Annotated in this window: 18 protein-coding genes; 14 read left to right on the plus strand and 4 right to left on the minus strand. The window is 43.9% G+C overall.

What is annotated here, in order from left to right:
* Window positions 1-61: 61 nt before the first annotated feature.
* Together murJ and ampD are read right to left on the minus strand one after the other, a co-directional pair.
* Window positions 62-1,612, minus strand: a complete 1,551-nt coding sequence (gene murJ / locus HL061_RS10990; RefSeq protein ID WP_252962828.1) for a murein biosynthesis integral membrane protein MurJ — start codon at window positions 1,610-1,612, stop codon at window positions 62-64.
* 124 nt (window positions 1,613-1,736) lie between these two features.
* A complete protein-coding gene (ampD, locus tag HL061_RS10995; RefSeq protein ID WP_058024569.1) occupies window positions 1,737-2,360 on the minus strand; it encodes a 1,6-anhydro-N-acetylmuramyl-L-alanine amidase AmpD in 624 nt (207 codons plus the stop codon).
* A 157-nt stretch (window positions 2,361-2,517) separates the two neighbouring features.
* On the opposite strand from ampD, the gene HL061_RS11000 reads away from it, so the two are divergent.
* The 13 genes from HL061_RS11000 (at window position 2,518) to lpxC (ending at window position 17,936) form a co-directional block, all read left to right on the plus strand.
* Complete coding sequence (locus HL061_RS11000) at window positions 2,518-3,693, plus strand: DUF4105 domain-containing protein (RefSeq protein ID WP_252962829.1); 1,176 nt, start codon at window positions 2,518-2,520, stop codon at window positions 3,691-3,693.
* Window positions 3,694-3,708: 15 nt separating this feature from the next.
* Window positions 3,709-4,674, plus strand: a complete 966-nt coding sequence (locus HL061_RS11005) for a hypothetical protein (RefSeq protein WP_252962830.1) — start codon at window positions 3,709-3,711, stop codon at window positions 4,672-4,674.
* A 60-nt stretch (window positions 4,675-4,734) separates the two neighbouring features.
* Window positions 4,735-5,574, plus strand: coding sequence for an SDR family oxidoreductase (locus tag HL061_RS11010; protein ID WP_252962831.1), 840 nt, complete (start codon window positions 4,735-4,737; stop codon window positions 5,572-5,574).
* Window positions 5,575-5,647: 73 nt separating this feature from the next.
* The gene (locus HL061_RS11015; RefSeq protein ID WP_252962832.1) at window positions 5,648-6,640 is read left to right on the plus strand and encodes a hypothetical protein; all 993 of its coding nucleotides are present in this window, start codon (window positions 5,648-5,650) and stop codon (window positions 6,638-6,640) included.
* Between the two features lie 62 nt (window positions 6,641-6,702).
* A complete protein-coding gene (pyrE, locus tag HL061_RS11020; protein WP_252962833.1) occupies window positions 6,703-7,419 on the plus strand; it encodes an orotate phosphoribosyltransferase in 717 nt (238 codons plus the stop codon).
* Between the two features lie 64 nt (window positions 7,420-7,483).
* Entirely contained in the window at window positions 7,484-8,455 is a 972-nt protein-coding gene (gene gshB / locus HL061_RS11025; RefSeq protein ID WP_071003766.1) for a glutathione synthase, read from the plus strand.
* Window positions 8,456-8,731: 276 nt separating this feature from the next.
* Window positions 8,732-9,817 carry an undecaprenyldiphospho-muramoylpentapeptide beta-N-acetylglucosaminyltransferase gene (gene murG / locus HL061_RS11030; RefSeq protein WP_240365409.1) on the plus strand — a complete coding sequence of 362 codons (1,086 nt, stop codon included), beginning with the start codon at window positions 8,732-8,734 and terminating at the stop codon, window positions 9,815-9,817.
* An 86-nt stretch (window positions 9,818-9,903) separates the two neighbouring features.
* Window positions 9,904-11,343: a UDP-N-acetylmuramate--L-alanine ligase gene (gene murC, locus HL061_RS11035; RefSeq protein WP_252962834.1), complete on the plus strand. Its 1,440-nt coding sequence runs from the start codon at window positions 9,904-9,906 to the stop codon at window positions 11,341-11,343.
* A gap of 197 nt (window positions 11,344-11,540) precedes the next feature.
* Window positions 11,541-12,467, plus strand: a complete 927-nt coding sequence (locus tag HL061_RS11040; RefSeq protein WP_071003767.1) for a D-alanine--D-alanine ligase — start codon at window positions 11,541-11,543, stop codon at window positions 12,465-12,467.
* A gap of 513 nt (window positions 12,468-12,980) precedes the next feature.
* The gene (locus HL061_RS11045) at window positions 12,981-13,775 is read left to right on the plus strand and encodes a cell division protein FtsQ/DivIB (protein ID WP_071003045.1); all 795 of its coding nucleotides are present in this window, start codon (window positions 12,981-12,983) and stop codon (window positions 13,773-13,775) included.
* A 112-nt stretch (window positions 13,776-13,887) separates the two neighbouring features.
* Window positions 13,888-15,225, plus strand: a complete 1,338-nt coding sequence (gene ftsA / locus HL061_RS11050) for a cell division protein FtsA (RefSeq protein WP_058024576.1) — start codon at window positions 13,888-13,890, stop codon at window positions 15,223-15,225.
* A gap of 270 nt (window positions 15,226-15,495) precedes the next feature.
* Entirely contained in the window at window positions 15,496-16,701 is a 1,206-nt protein-coding gene (ftsZ, locus tag HL061_RS11055) for a cell division protein FtsZ (RefSeq protein ID WP_240366541.1), read from the plus strand.
* Between the two features lie 317 nt (window positions 16,702-17,018).
* Window positions 17,019-17,936 carry a UDP-3-O-acyl-N-acetylglucosamine deacetylase gene (gene lpxC / locus HL061_RS11060; RefSeq protein WP_201598041.1) on the plus strand — a complete coding sequence of 306 codons (918 nt, stop codon included), beginning with the start codon at window positions 17,019-17,021 and terminating at the stop codon, window positions 17,934-17,936.
* A 298-nt stretch (window positions 17,937-18,234) separates the two neighbouring features.
* Here the strand turns inward: lpxC and HL061_RS11065 are convergent, their stop codons facing one another.
* Window positions 18,235-18,750, minus strand: a complete 516-nt coding sequence (locus HL061_RS11065) for a hypothetical protein (RefSeq protein ID WP_252962835.1) — start codon at window positions 18,748-18,750, stop codon at window positions 18,235-18,237.
* A gap of 245 nt (window positions 18,751-18,995) precedes the next feature.
* Here HL061_RS11065 and HL061_RS11070 point away from each other — a divergent pair, with 245 nt between their 5' ends.
* Window positions 18,996-19,724 (plus strand): CHAP domain-containing protein, encoded by a 729-nt coding sequence (locus HL061_RS11070; RefSeq protein WP_058024580.1) that lies wholly within the window; start codon window positions 18,996-18,998, stop codon window positions 19,722-19,724.
* Between the two features lie 136 nt (window positions 19,725-19,860).
* On the opposite strand, the gene HL061_RS11075 is transcribed toward HL061_RS11070, so the two are convergent.
* On the minus strand, window positions 19,861-20,586 hold the full coding sequence (locus tag HL061_RS11075) for a hypothetical protein (protein ID WP_252962836.1): 726 nt from the start codon (window positions 20,584-20,586) through the stop codon (window positions 19,861-19,863).
* Between the last annotated feature and the right edge of the window lie 109 nt (window positions 20,587-20,695).

Below are 20,695 nucleotides of genomic sequence, written 5' to 3' on the forward strand. Positions count from 1 at the left end.
ATTCTGATGATAGGCTTGTTTTGGTTTCGTAAGCCAAGCTCATGCCTATATCTACTTTGGCTTATCCGTGTTTGAGCTGGCGAGGACGGAAACCTGTCGCTAGCAATACCACGCCATAGACGAGCGCTCCGGCGACACACATAATCACGAGTGCGATGATGCGTTGCCACTGGGCTTCATCAGTAGGGAAGTAGGGTAACATGAGATAAAGTACGCCGATCATGGAGCCAGTCGAAATGGCAAACTGTGTGAATAGTTTGTTCCAATGGGGGCCAAAACGGAAAATATCGCGCTTGTGTAAGAGGTAATAGAGCAAGCCTGCGTTTACGAACGCTGCGCCCGTCGTTGCCAAGGCTAGGCCACCATGTAATGGCATTTCTAAGAAATAGAATATCCCAATAAAGATGACACTAAATACCATGTTGGCAATAACAGAAATGATGCCGATTTTGACAGGTGTTCTGGTGTCTTGACGCGCAAAAAATGCAGGGGCAAAGATCTTGATCAGCATGAATCCTAAGATACCACCTGCCATACTACGCAATGCCAGCGCACTCATCTGCGCATCACGAAGGGTGAACTCACCACGTAAGAACAGGGCTTGCATCAGCACATCTGCGAGTACAAAGAGCGCAGCCGAGGCAGGCACACCGACCAAAATGATAAGGCGCGCGGCCCAGTCGATGGTCTTTTTGAAACTAACATCGTCTTTTTGCGCTTCACTTTTTGACAGACTTGGTAATATGACCGTACCAATCGCCACACCAATCAGCCCTAGTGGTAACTCGCTCATACGCTCAGCTGCGTAGAGCCAAGACACCGAACCACCAATCATCAATGAGGCAAAAACGGTGTTCAGCAATAAGTTAATCTGAGTGACAGACACACCAAAGATAGCAGGCAGCATTAATTTTAGAATGCGGCGAACGCCCTCGTGCTGAAAGTCAATCTTGGGCGCGACCAGTAGTTTTTGTTGCCATAGCTGAGGCAGTTGTATTAAGAATTGCAATAGTCCTGCGATCGCCACGGAATAGCCAAGCGCCATAATAGGCGTATCAAACATCGGCGCCAAAATCAGCGCACCACCAATCATACATAAATTCAATAGGACTGGGGCAAAGGCGGGCGCAGCAAAACGACCATAACTTTGCAAAATACCACTGGCAAAAGCCGTCATAGAAATAAACAGCAAATAAGGGAAGGTAAGGCGGAGTAATTCAGCGGTAATGGCAAATTTGTCAGGTTGATCGGCAAACCCGGGGGCAAACAACGTCACTACCCAAGGCGCGATTAAGATAACAACAACTGTCAGCATCGACAACACCAGCAAGAGTGCGCCCGAGGTGCGACTGACTAAAATCTGTACTTGCTGTAAGCTGTACTTTTCCTTGTACTCGGACAGCACAGGAACGAATGCTTGGCTAAACGCCCCTTCAGCAAACAGTCGTCGCAAAAAGTTTGGGATTTTGAAGGCGACCAAAAAGGCGTCCATCAAACCGCCAGCCCCAAAAACCCCTAGCAATACGACATCGCGTACCAAACCTAAAATACGCGATAACATGGTCATGCTGCTGACCACCATGGTTGAACGAAATAACCGACTTTTTGCCATGAGAACCTATCTTGCTAAGTTGTGTACAGGGTTGTGTAAGAGCTAGTGTGCTGATTTGCTGTTGCAAAAAAACTGACGAATTATAGCACTTTCATCACGGAGATAAATGGATTGGATGTGGAAATCATTTTTGCAGTGATAAAGAGTTATTTCGTAATAACCCTGCAACTAGCTCCCGCAACCTTGCCCATTCAAAATAATCACCAGGATCCGTCTTACGCCCTGGCGCAATATCACTGTGCCCTGTCAAATGTCGCTGCGTTTTCGGGTACGCTTCATAAATAGCCGCGATTACCGCTGCGAGCTTCTCATATTGAGCAGAGGTGAAGGACACAAAATCTGACCCTTCAAGCTCAATGCCAATGCTATAATCATTACATTCAGGTCGGCCTAAGTAGCTAGAGCGTCCAGCGTGCCAAGCGCGTTCGTTAAAATTGACAAACTGAGTGATAGCCCCGTCACGCTCAATAAACAGGTGCGCTGACACTTCTGCGCCTTTGATTGTCTGAAAATAAGGGTGCGCATCCCAATCTAATTGATTAGTGAATAATGCTTTTACATAATGCGTGCCGCTAGAGTCGCACGCACCAAACTCATTGGGTGGTAGGCTAATATTATGAATAATGATGGCATCAATACTTAGACCTTTTGGCCTGATATTGTAGTTTGGTGAGGCCAGCCAAGTAGCGGCTGACAGCAAACCATCTGTGATTGTCATTGGCAATGTAGATAATGATGAATCGGGCATAAAGCTCTCTTTTTATAACAGTATTGGTGATGTTGTGATAGAAAGTTTATCAAAGTAGTTAGATGGTCGCAGCTTGCTTATATCATTTGAGTCTCTAGCAGAATAAACCTTCACAGCGCGAATAGCGTATAAATAATAACGTGTGAGAGCCTGCCTCATGTCTATAAAACCGATGTCTACGTCTGGAACTTATACTCTAATAACCATTGGTCAGCGAGCGCGACTGCCAATGGCGATAGCGGCGCTATTGTTTTCTGCAAACACGCAGGCATTTTTACCGACGCCTTTATTGGTTACCGAAGGAGCGCTCTCATCTGAATTATCAGATAGTACGTCACCTCGTGACGCTGAAGATGCTGTTCGCATTGAGACATCTACTCTCAGTAATAATGGAAACAATACTCAAAATAATACTGCGTCTGGGTCAGATATGGCGACAGAGCAGTTACTGGCAACATGGCGTCGACAGGCAAAAACTGACAATCTAGCACAGCATACAATATGGCGACGCTTATTGTATTTTTACGATGATCAAAGCAGCATTTTATCTAAAAAGAAAACGGAGAGTTTGGTCGATGATCCACGCTTTTTTTTGAGTGATAACGGTCAGCAGGATTCAGCCGCAGAATTAGACGCGACACTAGTCGCACTGGCAAAAGAATTCACATCGCAGACAACTGGTAACAACCAAGCAAACATTCATATAAAAACTCAAGCCAATAATAATTCCGTTCTGTGCCGTTTCCCAGCACGAGTGGCATGGCTAAAAGAAAAGTTAGCTATCGATGATGCGAGTCTGACAAATGAGTGTCCAGAGCTGGATGACTGGATGGCGACATTGGCGCCTGAGCAGTTATCTATTGTGTTTGCTGAGGAGTATTTGGACAACCCACTCTCTGCCTTTGGTCATACGTTATTGCGCATTGATTCAAAATCGAGCGTAGCAGATCCCAATCAAATCAGTCAGGCGTATGCGCTCAATTATACGGTGGACGGTGATCCAAACGATAGCTTTCCAATCTATGCGACCAAATCCATGATTGGCAGTTATGACAGTGCTATCGAGATTGATCCTTATCCCCAAAAGCTCGCAAAATATCTACAAGACGATGAGCGTGATACGTGGACGTATCAGTTGAATCTGACATCTAGTGAAGTACAGCAGGTTATGCGCCATGTTTGGGAGACCAAAGCGCTAAAAATGCCGTATTACTTCACCACGGATAATTGTGCTTCTGAGATTCTGCGCCTGATTGACGTTATTCGTCCTCAGCAGAATTTATTGAAGCAACTGGCTTATGTGGTCGTGCCCTCTGATGTCATTCAGTTATGAAACAGTCAAAATCTTTTGGCAAATGCCACTTATACCCCAGCCGACAATACGTTGCGTCAAGCTCAGCTTAATGACGCTAAACAACAACGCGCGCAGTTGGGTTATCATAACAGCGCCAAACAAACCTTAAATGAGATAAAATCGGCACAGATCAATCCCGTATCAAGCCTATCAGATGATGGACAATGGTTACGCAAACGTCAAATCGAGGTATCGGATAATAACCCAATAGATAGGCATCCACTACAGTTGGGAGTGATAGCTATCGGTCAGCGCGGTGACAATGATTATATCGATATTGGGTTTAGAGCAGGGTTTCATGATACGCTTGACCACGCGTCAGGGTATTCACAGTTTTTTAATTTAGAAGGGGTAGCTGCGACCTTACGTCTATATGACACAGATGATGATAAGCCCAATCAACCAGACAGCGTGGTCTTTCAAAATGCGACTTTGATTCGTGGACGCTCTTTTAATCCTATCAATGCTGGCAACAAAGGCAAAACGTGGGGTGCAAGCATTGAGGCGACGCGAGTGAATGATGGCTCACAAGAGGGCGGGCGAGATCATCTGGTGGGTAGTGTGGGTTATGAGACGGGCTGGTCGTGGGCATTTGGTACGCCAAGCAGTGGTATGGGTCAGATGCCGCCGCAACTATGCTATACGTTTTTGGCTGGGACCGCGCAAGCAGGGCGCGCTATCAATAAAGGCTTTCGGGTAGGGGCAGGTGTCAATGCCGGCTGTCGTTATCAGATTAACAATCAGTTACGCGCGCAAGCTGAATTGCAATTGCCATATTGGTATCATGGCAGCAGCGATGAGTCCAACGTTCGTGGTCATTATTGGCAACCGATCTCAAGCCTCGGTTTACAATACGATATTGATAAAAAACAAGCACTACGGATCAATGCCAGCTACGACTGGCAAGAGCGCGTCGATGCGAATGAGGATATACAGCTGTCATACAGACGGTATTTTTAAGTAGAGTTATCTTTTAGCGCTGTAATCGTTGTATAAGTGGTATAAAAGGAAAGATGCTTTATGAATACACCAAATATACTCATTATCGGGCAAGGGGATATCGGCTTGCCTGTTACCAATAAGCTGGCACAAGACGGCTTTTCGGTGACAGGGCTGGCTCGTAGTGAGCGTGATCACTATGCATTAGTGGATAGCGCCAATTTTTTGCAGGCTGATGCGCTGACTCTGACGACCGAGCAGCTGCAATCATTTACCCATATTGCGATTATCGTCACACCTGATGAGTATTCGACCAGCGGTTATCATGACAGCTACTTGGCGATTAGCCAACATTTGGCAACGCTTACTCCGAATCTGGCGAACCTTGAGCGCGTCGTGTTTATTTCTTCTACTGGTGTTTACGGTCAAGACAATGGCGAATGGATCGATGAGCATACTGAACCTATGACGCCTGAGCGTGACGCATCAAAGGTTATATTGCAAGCCGAACAAGCACTGCAACAAAGCTTTGGTGATAAAGCCATCATCATTCGTCCTAGCGGCATTTATGGACGTGAGCGCCTTATGCGCGTGCGTAAAGCGCGCGAGCCACAAAAAGAGCCAGTAGCCGCCGAGCATTGGAGCAATCGTATTATGGATCGCGACTTGGTCACTATCATTGCCAATGTGTTGACGACAGAAACACCAAAGCCACTCTATCTTGCGACAGACTACAGGCCTGTAACCACCTTTGAGCTTGGCGTTTGGTTGAGTGAACAAGTCGGTGAAGCCGCGCCTACTATCGATGAAAAAAAGACATCAGCGACAGGAAAGCGTTTACATAGCAATATTCCGTTAGCTTGGCTTGAGTATGCTGATTGGCAAACAGGCTATCGTGATATTTTAGACCATCAAGCGTAGTTTTTAGCGTTAAGATCATTGTTCGGTTTGAACGTTTTTGTTCGTTTTATATGTGATAGTTTATGGAGATTTCATGACTCAGCCGTTTACTTCTGATGACCGTTTGTCTCATGCTAGTCTGGCAGCAGAAGGTAGCAAGCTCACAAAAGGCGATGCTGGGCAGTCTTCTATGCTAGCTGATTCACAGCAACCTGCGATCGTACATCCGAACTTTGATCCCAAACGATCCCCCCTTGATCCCGCCAGACCATTGAGTGATATTCCTGAGCCTGCTCGTCGCCTAGATGGTCAGCTGCGCCGACTTTATGGTAATTCGACACGGTTCTATCAGCCTAATGCAGATAGCTTATCAAAATGGTCGCTGATTGCTTCAGAAGCCTTGGCGGAGCATCTATCGTTACTCAAGGCGGCACAGCTTGTTGAGTTGCCTGATAGTTTTTATCAAAATCACAGTGATCAGCCCTTATTATCGCCATTATCAAAGATGACATTATTAGATATGTCAGATATCCAGCAGGCCATGCGTGCCTATCCAAAGCTCAGCCGTTATGGGTTTGGGGTTGATGATGCGATAACGAACCGCTACGCTGATAATAACGTACATACATCTTCACTATCTATGCGCGCATTGATCAAACGCTATAATCCTGATGAACTGCTGAGTAGCCTGTATGCCGATGATTGGCAAGTGATTTTGCAACCGCAGCAATTTGAGACAGGCGAGGGCAGTTTGGCGACAGATATTATGGCCTGTAGCGCTGCTGTCCATGCGCTAAAGCAATGTAGTACTCGTAAAAGTATCAACCATAGCTATAGTGCCGCGCAAATTTGCCAGCACGTACGTAGTTATTTGCTCAGTCAGATTGTCTGTAAGCCTACGCAGCGCCATGCATATCGTCAGATCCGGATATTTGCTGGTCACATCATTGTTGCTGCGTATCATTTAGGCTGGGAGATACAAGTGCGGGCAGATGGACAGAGTTATTTTAATATCTCGTCGCGTAGTGGTTTGTTGACTCGCTATGCCAATATGCAGGATTACGAGATCAACGGTTGGTCAAGCTGATCAATAATGCGTACAATAATGCAAATTTTTTCGCTCCTCTTTTTGCCTATAGGAATGTCATCATGTCTCACGTATCGCGCCCGCAAGACCCAACGTTTTCATCTCATCAATTTATTCAACTGGCTTTAGATAACCAAGTACTTAAATTCGGCGAGTTTGTCCTCAAGTCTGGTCGTATCAGTCCATATTTTTTTAATGCAGGTCTGCTTGCAACGGGTGAGATGTTATCACTGCTAGCACGTGGTTATGCAGATGCCTTAGCTGAACAGATAATTGCGGCAAATAATGACGGTAATGAGCAAGAGCTAGTCATCTTTGGTGCGGCTTATAAAGGTATTCCTTTTGTCGCAGCGACCGCACAAGCGTTATGGCTACATCATGGCATCAATGCAAAATGGGGTTACAATCGTAAAGAAGCCAAAACCCACGGTGAAGGGGGCAATTTGGTCGGTGCTGACGTAAGTGGCAAGGCTGTTTGGGTGCTTGACGATGTTATCACAGCAGGCACAGCGATGCGTGAAGTGGTCGAGATTTTAGAGCAAGCAGGAGCAAGCGTTGCGGGTATTATCGTCGCGCTTGATCGCAAAGAAAAAGGCCAAGCTGAGCACTCTGCTATTCAAGAGCTTGCAGCAACACTAGCAGTACCAGTACGGGCATTGGTCGATATCGATGATTTGATCAGCTATTTGGCAGATGACCATGGTGCACAAAACGGCCAACATAAAGACGCGACCCAGTTAGCCAAAATGCAACATTACCGTGAGCAGTACGGTGTATAGTTAGGCACTGAGACTGTTTTATACTAATAATATAACGTAAGTGAGCCCTACCATGAGTCAAACAATGAGCCAACAAAACCAAGAAAAATCGCTAAAAATACTCGTCATTATGGATCCTATCGAGCGGGTCAATTATAAAAAAGACACCAGTCTCGCTATGATGTGGGCCGCTCAAGACCGTGGTCATCAGCTTGGCTACTGTCAGATTCATGACTTGTGGTTGGATCGTGGACAATTAATGGTCGATACTCAGCCGCTTACGGTGAAGCGTGATCCTGCAGATTTTTATACACTAGGTGATAAAACGACAGGCTCAGTTGCTGACTATGACGTGATTTTGATGCGCAAAGACCCACCGTTTGATATGCGCTTTATTTATGCCACTTATATGCTTGATCATGCCAAAGCAGCAGGCGTGCTCGTGGTCAATGATCCGCAAGCCATCCGTGATTGTAATGAGAAATTATTTGCGACGTGGTTTAGTGAGTATATGAGCCCAACGATTGTGACCAGCAAACAGGCTCACATTCGCAAGTTTATCGCTGAGCATCAAGATGTCATCGTTAAGCCGCTAGATGGTATGGGCGGTACAGGTATCTTCCGTCTGACTGCTGATAGTCCAAATATTGGCGTGACGATTGAGGTGCTGACTGAGCTTGAGACTTTACCAATCATGGCGCAGCGTTATTTGCCAGAGATTAAAGCAGGTGATAAACGCGTACTTATTGTAGATGGCGTTGTGGTCGACTATAGCTTGGCGCGTATCCCAAGCAAAGGCGAGACCCGTGGCAATCTTGCCGCAGGTGGTCGCGGTGTGGCGATGCCATTAACCGATATTGAGCGTCAAGTGGCAGAAGTTGTGGCGCCGATTGTCAAAGAAAAAGGTCTGATGTTCGTGGGTTTGGACTTGATCGGTGGGCGTATTACTGAGATTAATGTCACCAGCCCAACGTGCGTACGTGAGATTGATGATCAGTGCGGTACCGATATCGCGACCGACTTTATCATGGCAATCGAAAATAAATTTACGGTATAGTTTTAGACAGTCTAAGACAGATGTCCATTAAAGAAAGTACGTCTTAATACCTCGTTTATCATTGCCTTGTATGGTCGTATGTCAGTAGTAAATGACGCCAAGTCATGCCAGCTCATGGCTTGGTTTTTTGTTATTTCTACTGCATAAAGTACTGTATATAAGACAATGATTTCCTCTATACTATGCGGGCTTTTACCGTGTCATTTTTTTAGTAAATGGCATCATAGTAGTAGGACAAATCCTTCATATCAGTAAAGTAAAGATAGGCAGATCTCCATGAAAACACCGCACATATTGATGATGGCAGCTGGGACGGGCGGACATGTTTTTCCCGCGCTTGCAGTGAGCGACGAGCTGACCGGTCGCGGTGCGGTTATTCATTGGCTTGGAACGCCAAATGGTATGGAAAATGTTTTGGTTGAACCGACGGGTTATCCTTTTCATGCCATCAATATGCAGGGGCTGCGCGGTAAGGGCGTGGGTCGTTTAGTCAAGCTGCCAGTAACGTTATTGTCAGCGACGATGGCTGCGGTGAAAGTGATTCGCAGCAATCAGATTGACGTGGTCGTTGGTTTTGGTGGCTATGTGAGTGCGCCTGGTGGACTTGCTGCACGTCTGACCAATACACCGCTGGTTATCCATGAACAAAATGCCATCGCTGGCATGAGCAATCGTTATCTGTCTAAGCTGTCTACCAAAGTATTACAAGCATTCGAGAACACTTTTGCCAATAGTGAACAAGATGCCAAGCTTGAAACAGTTGGCAATCCTGTGCGTAACGCCATCACTGGTGTCGCAGAGCCAAAGGTGCGTTATGATATCAATGATAGCTCACCGCTTAAACTACTGGTCGTGGGTGGTTCGCTTGGTGCTCAGGTATTGAATGAGACCGTGCCAAAAGCACTGGCTTTGCTAGACCAACCGTTTGAAGTCCTCCATCAATGCGGACGCAATAACGAAGCAGCCACTCAGGCGGCTTATAGTGAGCAAGATTTAAGCAAGCATCAGTTCACAGTGCAGCCCTTTATCGATGATATGGCGGCGGCCTACAACTGGGCAGATATTATCGTTTGCCGCGCTGGTGCATTGACAGTGACTGAAATCCAAAATGTCGGTATTGCTGCTATTTTTGTGCCGCTACCACATGCGGTTGATGACCATCAAACCGCCAATGCGCGCACATTGACCTCACATGCTGCTGCGGTTTTATTGCCACAGTCAGAGCTAACGGCCAAACGTTTAAGCGATGAGCTTAGCGTACTCAATCGAGAGAAATGCCTTGAAATGGCCAAAAAAGGTCATGCGCTTGCCAATCGTAGTGCGAGTAAACAAGTGGCTGATATTATTTGGCAAGCCTTATAGTTTCGGCTTTTGCCACTCGTTATTTTTTACTGAGCATATTTTACTGTCCTTCAATTTTTATTATCCCTTAATAAAGAGAAAATTTTATGTCTACCTCTGCCAAAGCCCTTCCTAAGCGTTTGATTGAAATACCAGAAATGCGCCGTATTCAGCATTTGCATTTTATTGGTATTGGTGGCTCAGGCATGTGCGGCATCGCTGAGGTAATGAACAATCAAGGTTATCAAGTCAGTGGTTCTGACATTGCAGAAAGCTTGGTGACGAAGCGTCTACAGCAGATTGGCATCAAAATATCGATTGGTCATGATTCCAAAAATATTGCCAACGCTGACGTGATCGTCGTGTCATCAGCGATTGATCGTAGCAATCCTGAGGTAAAAGCTGCGCTTGAAGCTCGCCTGCCAGTCGTACGCCGCGCCGATATGCTTGGCGAGTTGATGCGCTATCGTCATGGTATTGCCGTTGCTGGTGCGCATGGTAAAACGACGACGACCAGTTTGCTCACCACCATGATGGCAGAAGGACAGCTAGATCCTACCTATGTGATTGGTGGTAAGCTAAATGCCTCAGGTAAAAATGCAGCACTAGGCAACAGCCGTTTCTTGGTAGCAGAAGCGGATGAGTCCGATGCGTCTTTTTTATCACTGCGACCAATGGCAGCAATTGTGACCAATATCGATCAAGATCACATGGAAACCTATGAGAACAGCTTCGATAAGTTAAAAGCTGCTTATATTCAGTTTTTGCAAAACATGCCGTTTTACGGGTTGGCCGTGGTATGCGGTGATGACCCTGAACTGTATGCGATGATTGATGACATTGGTCGCCCAGTATTGACCTTTGGCCTTGAGCCTTTTAATGACGTACAAGCTGTCGATCTGGTGGCAGAAGGTACCAAGACGCACTTTACCGTATTGCGCCGTGACCGTGAGCCATTGCGTCTGACATTAAACATACCTGGTACACATAATGTCTATAATGCACTGGCTGCTATCACCATGGCCACGGATGAAGGTGTTGATGATGCCGCGATTGAGCGTGCCCTACAGAAGTTTGAAGGGGTAGGCCGCCGATTTGAGCAGCATGCCTCAGTCGATATCGATGATGGCAATGTCCTATTGATTGATGATTACGGTCATCATCCAAAAGAAGTTGACGCTACGATCAAAGCGGCTCGCCAAAGCTTTCCTGATCGCCGTTTAGTGATGTTATTTCAACCGCATCGTTATAGCCGTACCCGTGATTGTTATGACGATTTTGTCGACGTACTATCAAGTGTTGATGAGCTGCTACTATTGGATGTATATTCAGCAGGGGAGAGCCCGATTGCAGGGGCTGATACCAAATCGTTGGCACGCAGTATCCGTTTGCGTGGTGAAGTTGAACCGACGATTATTGATAAAGACAATCTTGCCCCTGTGATGCAGCGTTTATTAAAAGCCAATGACATGCTTATCACGCAAGGCGCGGGTAATGTGGGGCATATCGCTATTGATTTGGCTGCCAATAATCTTTACATCAAGTAAGCTAAAATTTAGGAACTATCTTCATGACGACTAATAATAAAGAAAACATGAGTACTCAGAACCTCGCTATCGATGATACCGAAGATAGATCAGCCATCACCACTCCAGAACCAGCATTGGCGGCGGCTGCACAAGCAGGACAAAGCGACGCGAGCATTTCGCCAAATGAGGAAGAGAATAAAAAATCTATCAGTACGATGACTGGTCATGTAAAAGATGCCGCTCAGTTTGGTAAAGTCGCTGTGATCTATGGTGGTAGCAGCAATGAGCGCAGCGTGTCTTTGGATAGCGGTGCGGCTGTATTGCAGGCACTGCAAAACCAAGGTGTCGACGCCACTCATTTTGATCCTAAGCATCAAGACATCACAGAATTACGTGATTACGATCGCGTGTTTAATGTCTTGCACGGTCGTGGCGGCGAAGACGGTCTACTGCAAGGTGTATTACAGTGGTTTGATATACCGCAAACGGGATCTGGCGTTTTGGCATCAGCATTAGGTATGGACAAAGTGCGTACCAAACAGCTCTGGCAAGGTTGCGGCTTATCCACAGCACCGTTTTCATTATTGACGGCTGATACCGACTGGCAGCAAGTGGTCAATATGCTAGGACTGCCGCTTATCATTAAACCCGTTCACGAAGGCTCAAGTATTGGCATGACCAAGGTCAATCATCTCGATGAGTTACCTGCTGCCTATGCCACAGCAGTACAGTGTGGTGATGCCGTGATGGCTGAGCGCTGGATCACAGGTCGTGAGTTTACGATTGTGATTATCGATGACGAAGCTTATCCTGTCATTCGACTTGAGCCTGCTGATATCACCAATTTCTATGACTTTGAAGCCAAGTATAATCGTAACGATACCAGCTACTATATTCCTTGCGGATTGAGCGCTGCTGATGAGAAGCATCTGCAAGAATTAAGTCTGGCGGCATTCCGTGCTGTAGATGCAAAAGGTTGGGGACGTATTGACGCCATGCAGGATGAAGCAGGGAATTTTTGGTTGCTTGAGATCAATACCGTGCCCGGTATGACCAGTCATAGTTTGGTACCAATGGCAGCCAAAGCTAGAGGCATGGATTTTGACACATTGTGCTGGCACATATTATCGCAGACAGTCTAATTTTTTGATGTGGCGCTCATCATATTTATCACGATTTTTTAGCAATGAGTCTGATGACAACCATATTGAATAAATGAGCTATGTTAAAGCATGGGCAATGATAAATTATATAGAGGTTTATAATTTCTCAGCTTTATCACTTTTGTAGCATGGCGATTTTAGTCAAAAAAGCCGTCAATGTATCACTAGAGCTGCTATAACATAGCTTCATGTAAACTTGTGTAAATTCAAGGCTACTAGCGAGCGTTACGCTATTGTTTGCCTATAAAATACGTTAATATTGTAAGAATAGCTTTGTTTTAGTAATATTTACGTTTTTTGTAGGGATAACCTATAAGTTATTCATAACCTAAGAAAAATGTTACGTTTAAATAAGAATAATCGCTGACTATCAGTCTTTTTATTGACAGTCTTTGATAATATATTGCTTTAATAAGCTTCTGCAAAAACTTGCAGATTTACATCGATAATTAGCATGATCAGTTTTATGCAAATATAGGGACAAAGGTCGTTATGGCTCAAACTGTCAACGAGGTAACTGACTTGATGAGTGATAAAGCCGGTCGCCCAGCATCCAAACTCCAATTACCAACCTCGGCCCGATATCTTTTTATGATATTGGTATTAGGATTATTGGTACTAATATTGATAATGGGTGGTAAAGCGTTACGTGATGCACCGCCTGCTGAGATTCATATCAGCAATCAAGGGCTCTCTACCGCTCAATACAACTCATTGCAGACAGTGATGGATCAGCAAAAGGTCAGCAGTTTTTTTACTTCTGATTTGCAAGCATTAAGAGATATTACGACAAGCCTTGCATGGGTTGATCAAGTGAGTATCTCTCGAGACTGGCAACGCGGCATTGTAGTTACTGCACTACCTAAGCAAGCAGTCGCTAATTTTGGGACAGAGCGCTTGGTTGATGCCAAAGGATCTGTGTTCGTTCCTGCTGATAGTAGCGACTTGACGCAAGAGCGCTTTGCTACTCTGCAAGGTGAAATGGCTCAAGCGCCAGTCATTATGCAGCAAATGCAGCAAGTCAATGATTGGTATGCGCCACTTGATATGCAGGTTGAAGACATTATTTTGTCACCAAGAATGACTTGGCTCATTCGTTTTGATAATGGCTTGCGCGTCATCGTCGATAATGAGAACACCGCACAAAAATTACTGAATCTAAGCCAGTTACTTGGTAATCAGTTAAGCGGACGCCGAGATGAGATGCAATCTGTAGACTTACGCTACAAGAATGGTTTTACGATTGCCTGGGATATGTCAGCGCCGCCAGTTGATGAGCCCAAATAATTGAAGTAATACTGATGAGTGGTTACTTGAGTCGAAACTGTTTGCCCAAAATGAATAATATATGTACAACATCATAGCGTATTAACAGCGCTTTTTTTAATGATTCAATAGGATGGCATTATTTGCGCTCCTATTTAGTAATAATTTGTCTGCTACCATGAAATATAACGAAAATTTGGTTGTTGTCCATCTAAGTGCCACGGCAGTGTATGTCGTAATTGGCAATGTTGTCTCTGCAAAAGACATTCGTATCTTAGGCGTAGGGCAAGTTAAAAATAGCGATTTTTATCAAGGCCAAATTAAGCATCGTGAACGCCTACAAGGTGCTATCAAGCAAGCCATCCAAGAAGCAGAGGATACTGCCAATTGCCGCGTGCATAGCGTGTGGTTGACGCTCGCAACACCTGAGCTATCTAGTAAAAACAGTGCTGGAGAGGTGAGGGTTGAGGACGAGTTCGTACGTGCCAAAGATATGGTACAGGCCTTGTCTAATGCCAAGTCGCGCGATCTGCCATCCGATTACTATCTCATGCATTGCTGCCAGCAAGGTATCTATGTTGATGATCAAGACTTCATGGTCGACGATGTAATTGAGATGATGGCACATAATATCACTGTGATGTATCACATGATGATGATGCCTGTCGCTAGCCGCCAAAATATTCAAAAACTACTACAAAGCTGCGATGTCGGTATTGACCATATCGTATTTGATGCAGTGACCAGTGCTGAATACAGTTTAATGACCGAAGAGCGTCAGCAAGGGGTTTGCTTGGTAGATATCGGTGCCAGTACGACCAGTATTTGTGTTTACAAAGAAAATAAATTGATTTTTACGCATTGTATTGCTACTGGCAGCCATGAAGTAACAATGGATATTTCAGCTGATTTTGGTATATCGATGATTGAAGCTGAGAAACTGAAAAAGTCTCATGGTACGGCTGATGCCAATAGTGTCGACCCAAGCTCATTCTTTTTGTTTAAACCGCAAGGATCGAGCGATGAAATCAACATCGGTATCTATAATTTAGCACGTATCATTGAAGCGCGTTATGTGCAGATATTCACTGAAGTCGCTCGTCAACTGCATGAAGCAGGTTTAATAGGCTATATTGACAAAGGTATCGTGCTGACAGGCGGCGGTAGTACGATTAAAGGAATGATACCGTTTGCTAAACGGCTGCTCAAAATGCCAGTGGTATTGACCAATACGCATCCTGCTATTAGTGCTTACAATCATTTTGATAACGATGAGTCATTTAAACAGCTTAATAGTCAGGTCAATGACCGGGCTTACCAAACAGCTTTTGGCACACTATTATATAGTCAAAGTGAGCAGTTTCGCCGCAGTGAAAAAAGCGAACCTGATACGATTCAAAAAAATCGAGTCACAGGGGTCTTTCAAAGCGCAGGCAAACGTTTTGCTGATGTGTTGAAAAAAATACTATAGACATACTTACCAAACATGTAGAGCATAAGCGCTTTTGTAGGATGCTCTTAAATAAAGTAAGTAAAAATTGAAGTCATATTGAAAGTAATACGCTAAGCAGTAACAGTAATACCTTGAGCGATGATGACCTATTATGGTCCGCGCTGAACTATTTGATCCATAGCCCTGTTTTATTTAAATACATTTATATATAGTATGTCGATAGCGCGCCATATGAGTGCGTTACTACGTATCGACCTACACGCTATCTGCAACTGGAGAATCTTTTTTATGTCAAAATACACCATGCCAGATGATAACCAGCTTCAAAATAACGGCCAAGCGAGCTTCACTGTATTCGGTGTTGGCGGCGGCGGCGGTAATGCGGTTGAACATATGGTACAACAAGGGATTAGAGGTGTAACGTTCGTCTGTGCTAATACAGATAAGCAAGCGCTAGATCGTCTGACTGCACCGCACAAACTACAACTTGGTGCAAAAACGAACCGTGGTCTAGGTGCAGGTGCAAATCCAGAAGTTGGTCGTGAAGCAGCAGAAAGCGAAGAAGAAGCTATCCGTGCATTGCTTGAAAACTCAGATATGGTATTTATCACTGCTGGTATGGGTGGTGGTACAGGTACAGGTGCAGCACCCGTGGTTGCACGTATTGCCAAAGAAATGGAGGTGTTGACGGTTGCGGTTGTGACCACACCATTTAAATTTGAAGGTGGCAAACGTATTAAAGCTGCGAAAGCAGGTATCGAGCAGTTGACTAATTTCGTGGACTCGATTATCACGATTCCAAACGACAAGCTTATGAGCGTATACGGTAACATCTCTATGCAAGACGCTTTCAAAAAAGCGGACGATGTTTTGCTACATGCGGTTCAAGGTATTGCAGAGACTATCGCTAGCGAAGGTATGATCAATATTGACTTTAACGATATCCGTACGGCAATGACGGCTAAAGGTCATGCAATGATGGGTATTGGCCGTGCAAGTGGCGATGATCGTGCACGTCAAGCCACCGAAAAAGCCATCAGATCACCACTACTTGATGATTTACGTCTAGAAAATGCGAAAGGTCTATTGGTCAACGTGATTTCTTCTGAGTCATTATCACTGGACGAGATGAGCAAAATCAGCATTATCGTTGAAGAGATTACGGATATCGACGATGCTCATATTTTCTACGGCTCTGTAATCGATGAAAAAATGGGTGATGACTTGCATGTAACGGTTATTGCAACAGGTCTGACCTTAGATGAAAACGCAGGGCAAGAGCCAGAAGTAGTGGAGCAGCCGATTCCTTCTGTCAATAGTACACAACCTGTTGATCCTAATGTACATACCAGTGCATTAAATAGTCAGAAGAAATCACAAGCTCAACTGCATCAAGATAACGTTAATACTGCACGTCCAAGCGCGCCTCAAGAGCAGACAAAAACTAAAACCAATAGCATCCAAGACTATCTGAAGCGTCAACAGAACAAATAGTTTTTTAGTATTAAATTAAAAAAAGCCAGCGCTCAAACGCTGGCTTTTTTGTGTCTACATAGAAAAGACTGGCCTATAAAAGGAGAGTAACACAATCAGGAGTATCGCAAAATGTTTCTGATCGAAAAAATATATCCAGAATCTAGTGTTTCGAAGCCTTCAACAGGGCATAAAACTGTGAAAATATATGATGAGATAATGACGATAAGTGTTATCAATCAAAGAGATAAGGAAATTAACCCTTTTTATTTGTAGCGGATATGGGGAAGGTAGTGGTACACTATGTCAATTGTAACAAAATATGTGAGAAGACAGCCATGAACCAAAGAACCATAAAGACAGCGATAGCCGTTACAGGTACTGGTCTCCATAGTGGTCAGCCTGTTGACTTGGAGTTTCACCCACAGCCGGTTGATACTGGTATTGTTTTCGAGCGCTCTGATATTGTAGGCAGCGAGCCTATTCCAGCAAGTGCTTTTTTGGTACAAGACACCATGATGTCATCAAACTTAGTATTTGGTGGTACGCGTGTAGGTACGGTTGAGCATTTGCTAAGTGCGATCGCTGGGCTTGGGGTAGATAATCTATTGATTCGTGTTTCTGCTTCAGAAATACCGATTATGGATGGTAGTGCCGCTCCTTTTGTTGCTTTGCTACTTGATGCAGGCTTCTGTGAACAAGATGCTTTAAAGAAATTCATTAAGATTGTACGACCAGTACGCGTCAAAGTAGATGATAAATGGGCAGAGCTACGCCCTTATGATGGATTTGAATTGAACTTTGAGATTGACTTTGATCACCCTGCCATTGACAAAAATTTTCAACATGCTCAGTTGCAATTTTCTACCCAAAACTTTATTGAGCAGCTAAGCGAAGCACGTACTTTTGGCTTTTTGCGTGACATAGAACAATTGCGTCAGAATAACCTGGCCTTGGGCGGTAGTATGGAAAATGCCATCGTCATTGATGATGCCAATATTCTTAATGAAGAAGGCTTACGCTTTAATGATGAATTTGTTCGCCATAAAATTTTAGATGCGCTCGGAGATTTATATCTGATTGGTTATCCTATCGTCGGTCGTTTTAATGCCTACAAATCTGGTCATGCATTAAATAATTTGTTAGTGCGTGAAATACTCTCTGATGAAAATAACTTTGAAATTGTAACTTTTGATGACAATGTAACATGCCCAATCGAATATTCACCGCTAAATGGTTTAGCAGTTGAAGGATAAATACAGGAATATACACGAAGTATCGAAACATTTACGCAATATTACATAGCAACGCTATAATTACATTTATATAATATGCAATATTTTAAATGTAAAGTTTATAGCATTTTGTGAATTTTATTCTAAGGCAGAGTGCGTAAAAGCTGTAGGTGATTTCCAAATCATCTATTGGTGCTATTCATAAACTGAATGGCACCAATAGATGATTTTTTTTGTTTAAGACATTACAAAAAAGCAGCGTTATCAATCTCACTTCATGGTTTTATTTACATAACTTTACATTGTAATATCTGTATTTTTAATGATTTGCTAGGCGTAGGAGGGCTTTTTTTAGATTTTCATCAGTGGTGACATGCTCTGCAGCCTGTGATATAGTCCGTTTTGTGTTTTGGCTAAGAGCCTGATTTTCATTGGCTTTACTAGGTTTGGGCAAGGTTGCTAATAACGCTGATGATTGTCTAGATGAATAATTATCAGCAAATGTTTTAGCTATTACAACGCGAATTTGCTTGAGTTGTTTAAATGTAATTGACTGCTCTGTTAATACTTGCAAATACGCATTCTGTAAATAGCGAATATGATTAGCAGCTGTCATTGAGCCTACACTGAGTATTAACTGCTCAGAGGTTAAACCTACGACCCAACAAGTATTGAGGATTTCCTCAGGTAGACAGTCTACCAACAGCTCTTTTACCTCATTGGTCGCTTCTATATATAGCCGCATGTTATTAGCAAGAGTTTGAGGTAGCGCGCTACCAGCAAAGGCTTGATGATCTATAAGCTGGGCAAGCCGATTAGGCTGTTTTTTTGACATCGTGATGACTCATCTATTAGGTGACAAACTCGATATGTAGAATAGACATGCTAAAAGCGATATATAGCAAAATTTTATGAGGTAGTTGACTAAACGGGTGGTGATACTGGTGTTAGTCACTATAAAAGAACGAGCTGTTGTGATAAGGATTTTATCATGTTTTTTTAATGATTATATCCTCTAAATTAATTGATGTTTCGTCACGGATGACGAGCAGACTTGTATTAACAATAGGTAGTAAATTTATGAAACAAGCTTTATTAATTTTGTCAGTATTGGGAATGGGTATCGCACAGACGAGTGGTGCTGCCGAAACAACCTTTCAACCAAATAATACCTTGAGTCATACCATCACAAATATCTCTACTTCTGCGAACTATGGTTCTAGTCGCAACATCTACAGCACTAACAGTGGTGCTCATGTATATAGCAACGATGAGATCAGTCAAGCCATTGACAATTTAAGCGCTCATGCTAAGCAAAAAGAATATCAGCTTGCGTCACTCACTAGCCGTTTGTCATATGAGCAGCGTCAACAGCAAGCAAGTCGTGTTCCTGATCGCAATTCTGCTCCTGCTATCGCAGCGGCAAATGCCTCACGAGTTGCACTATCTAGAAGTTCTGGCTACTGTGCTCGCTATGTACGTAAAGCGCTACAGTCAGCAGGTTACAAATTTACGCCTAATCCTTCAGCTTATCAATATGCCTCTCGTGGCACACTAGCCCAAGCAGGCTTTACCAAAATTAGTAACGATATGGAACCTCAAGTTGGTGACGTCGTTGTCTATAACCGCACATCAAGCCGTCCACATGGTCATATCCAGATTTTTGATGGCAATGACTGGGTATCTGATTTCCGTCAAAACAGCATCAGCCCATATAGCGGTACTTACAGCTATACCACATGGCGTGATTCGCAGTATGTTGATGATGCATCAGACCGTGGTATCTACCTTGCGATGGCTGACAAATAAGTATCAGTTAAACGAATTAAAAGTTTTCTCCAAACTCAGTAATGCTCTTTATGACATTGCTGGGTTTTTTTTTGTGCTTTAAATAATGATATCTAATAATAACTGTATCTAAGTGAGTGCAGATCATAGAAGTAAATCAAAGTGCAAATTTTGGCCAATAGTGGCGATTATGAAAATCAGGCGGGGAGGCGTGCTGAGAGGCAAAATATAAAGCGGTCTTACCGAGCTGTAAAATAACACAAGGATGTATCTGCTCAATAATCGTATTTGCAATGGCATATTGTTGATTAGGAAGTTCGACCAGAGGAACGTTAAAGCCTCGCTCGTAGCGATGAATGGAATACGCTGCTGGTGATTTGTCAAACAACGATTTCTGTATTACGTCCTGTGTATTTATATGATCCGTCCACTCAATAGAGGCACGAGTGTGTCCATCAGTCTCGTATAAAGGTGCTGGTGGCAATGTGGCAGGTTGACGATAGCTTTTAAACTCATAGAGTGCATAGCGGCCATCAGGGTTGGCATTAATCTCAATGTAAGGTTCAGCGTCTTGAGTCTCAGTAGCAGCCTCATCATTTAGAGTGTCACCCGTGATAAAGCATTCAAGGCAAGTCTCTTCCCACAGATAATCAGCAAATCCTACTCGGGCTTGCTGCCAAGTTGGCCAAACCAATTGATTGGCTAATATTTGACTGGGTAAAGTAATTTGATAGGTTAACTGTAATTGTAATACTGGCTGTCGAACGATCTTAGCGTTCACCTTGACACAAATACGCTGTAATGCTTCTACCGTCACGTCCAGTTGCTGTGCGTCTTTTTCTAGCGTCTCGGCGGCTATAACAAGATTAAAAAATTGGTTCATTATTTATCAAACTCTATAATACTTTTAAAAATTAATGGTAAAAGATTAAACCGAATAACTAGGGCGCACCCCGAATTCAAACGTTTATCACCATTTTTAAATAGGGATA

The sequence above is a fragment of the Psychrobacter sp. PSP genome, assembly GCF_024085615.1.
GTDB classification, from domain to species: domain Bacteria; phylum Pseudomonadota; class Gammaproteobacteria; order Pseudomonadales; family Moraxellaceae; genus Psychrobacter; species Psychrobacter pacificensis.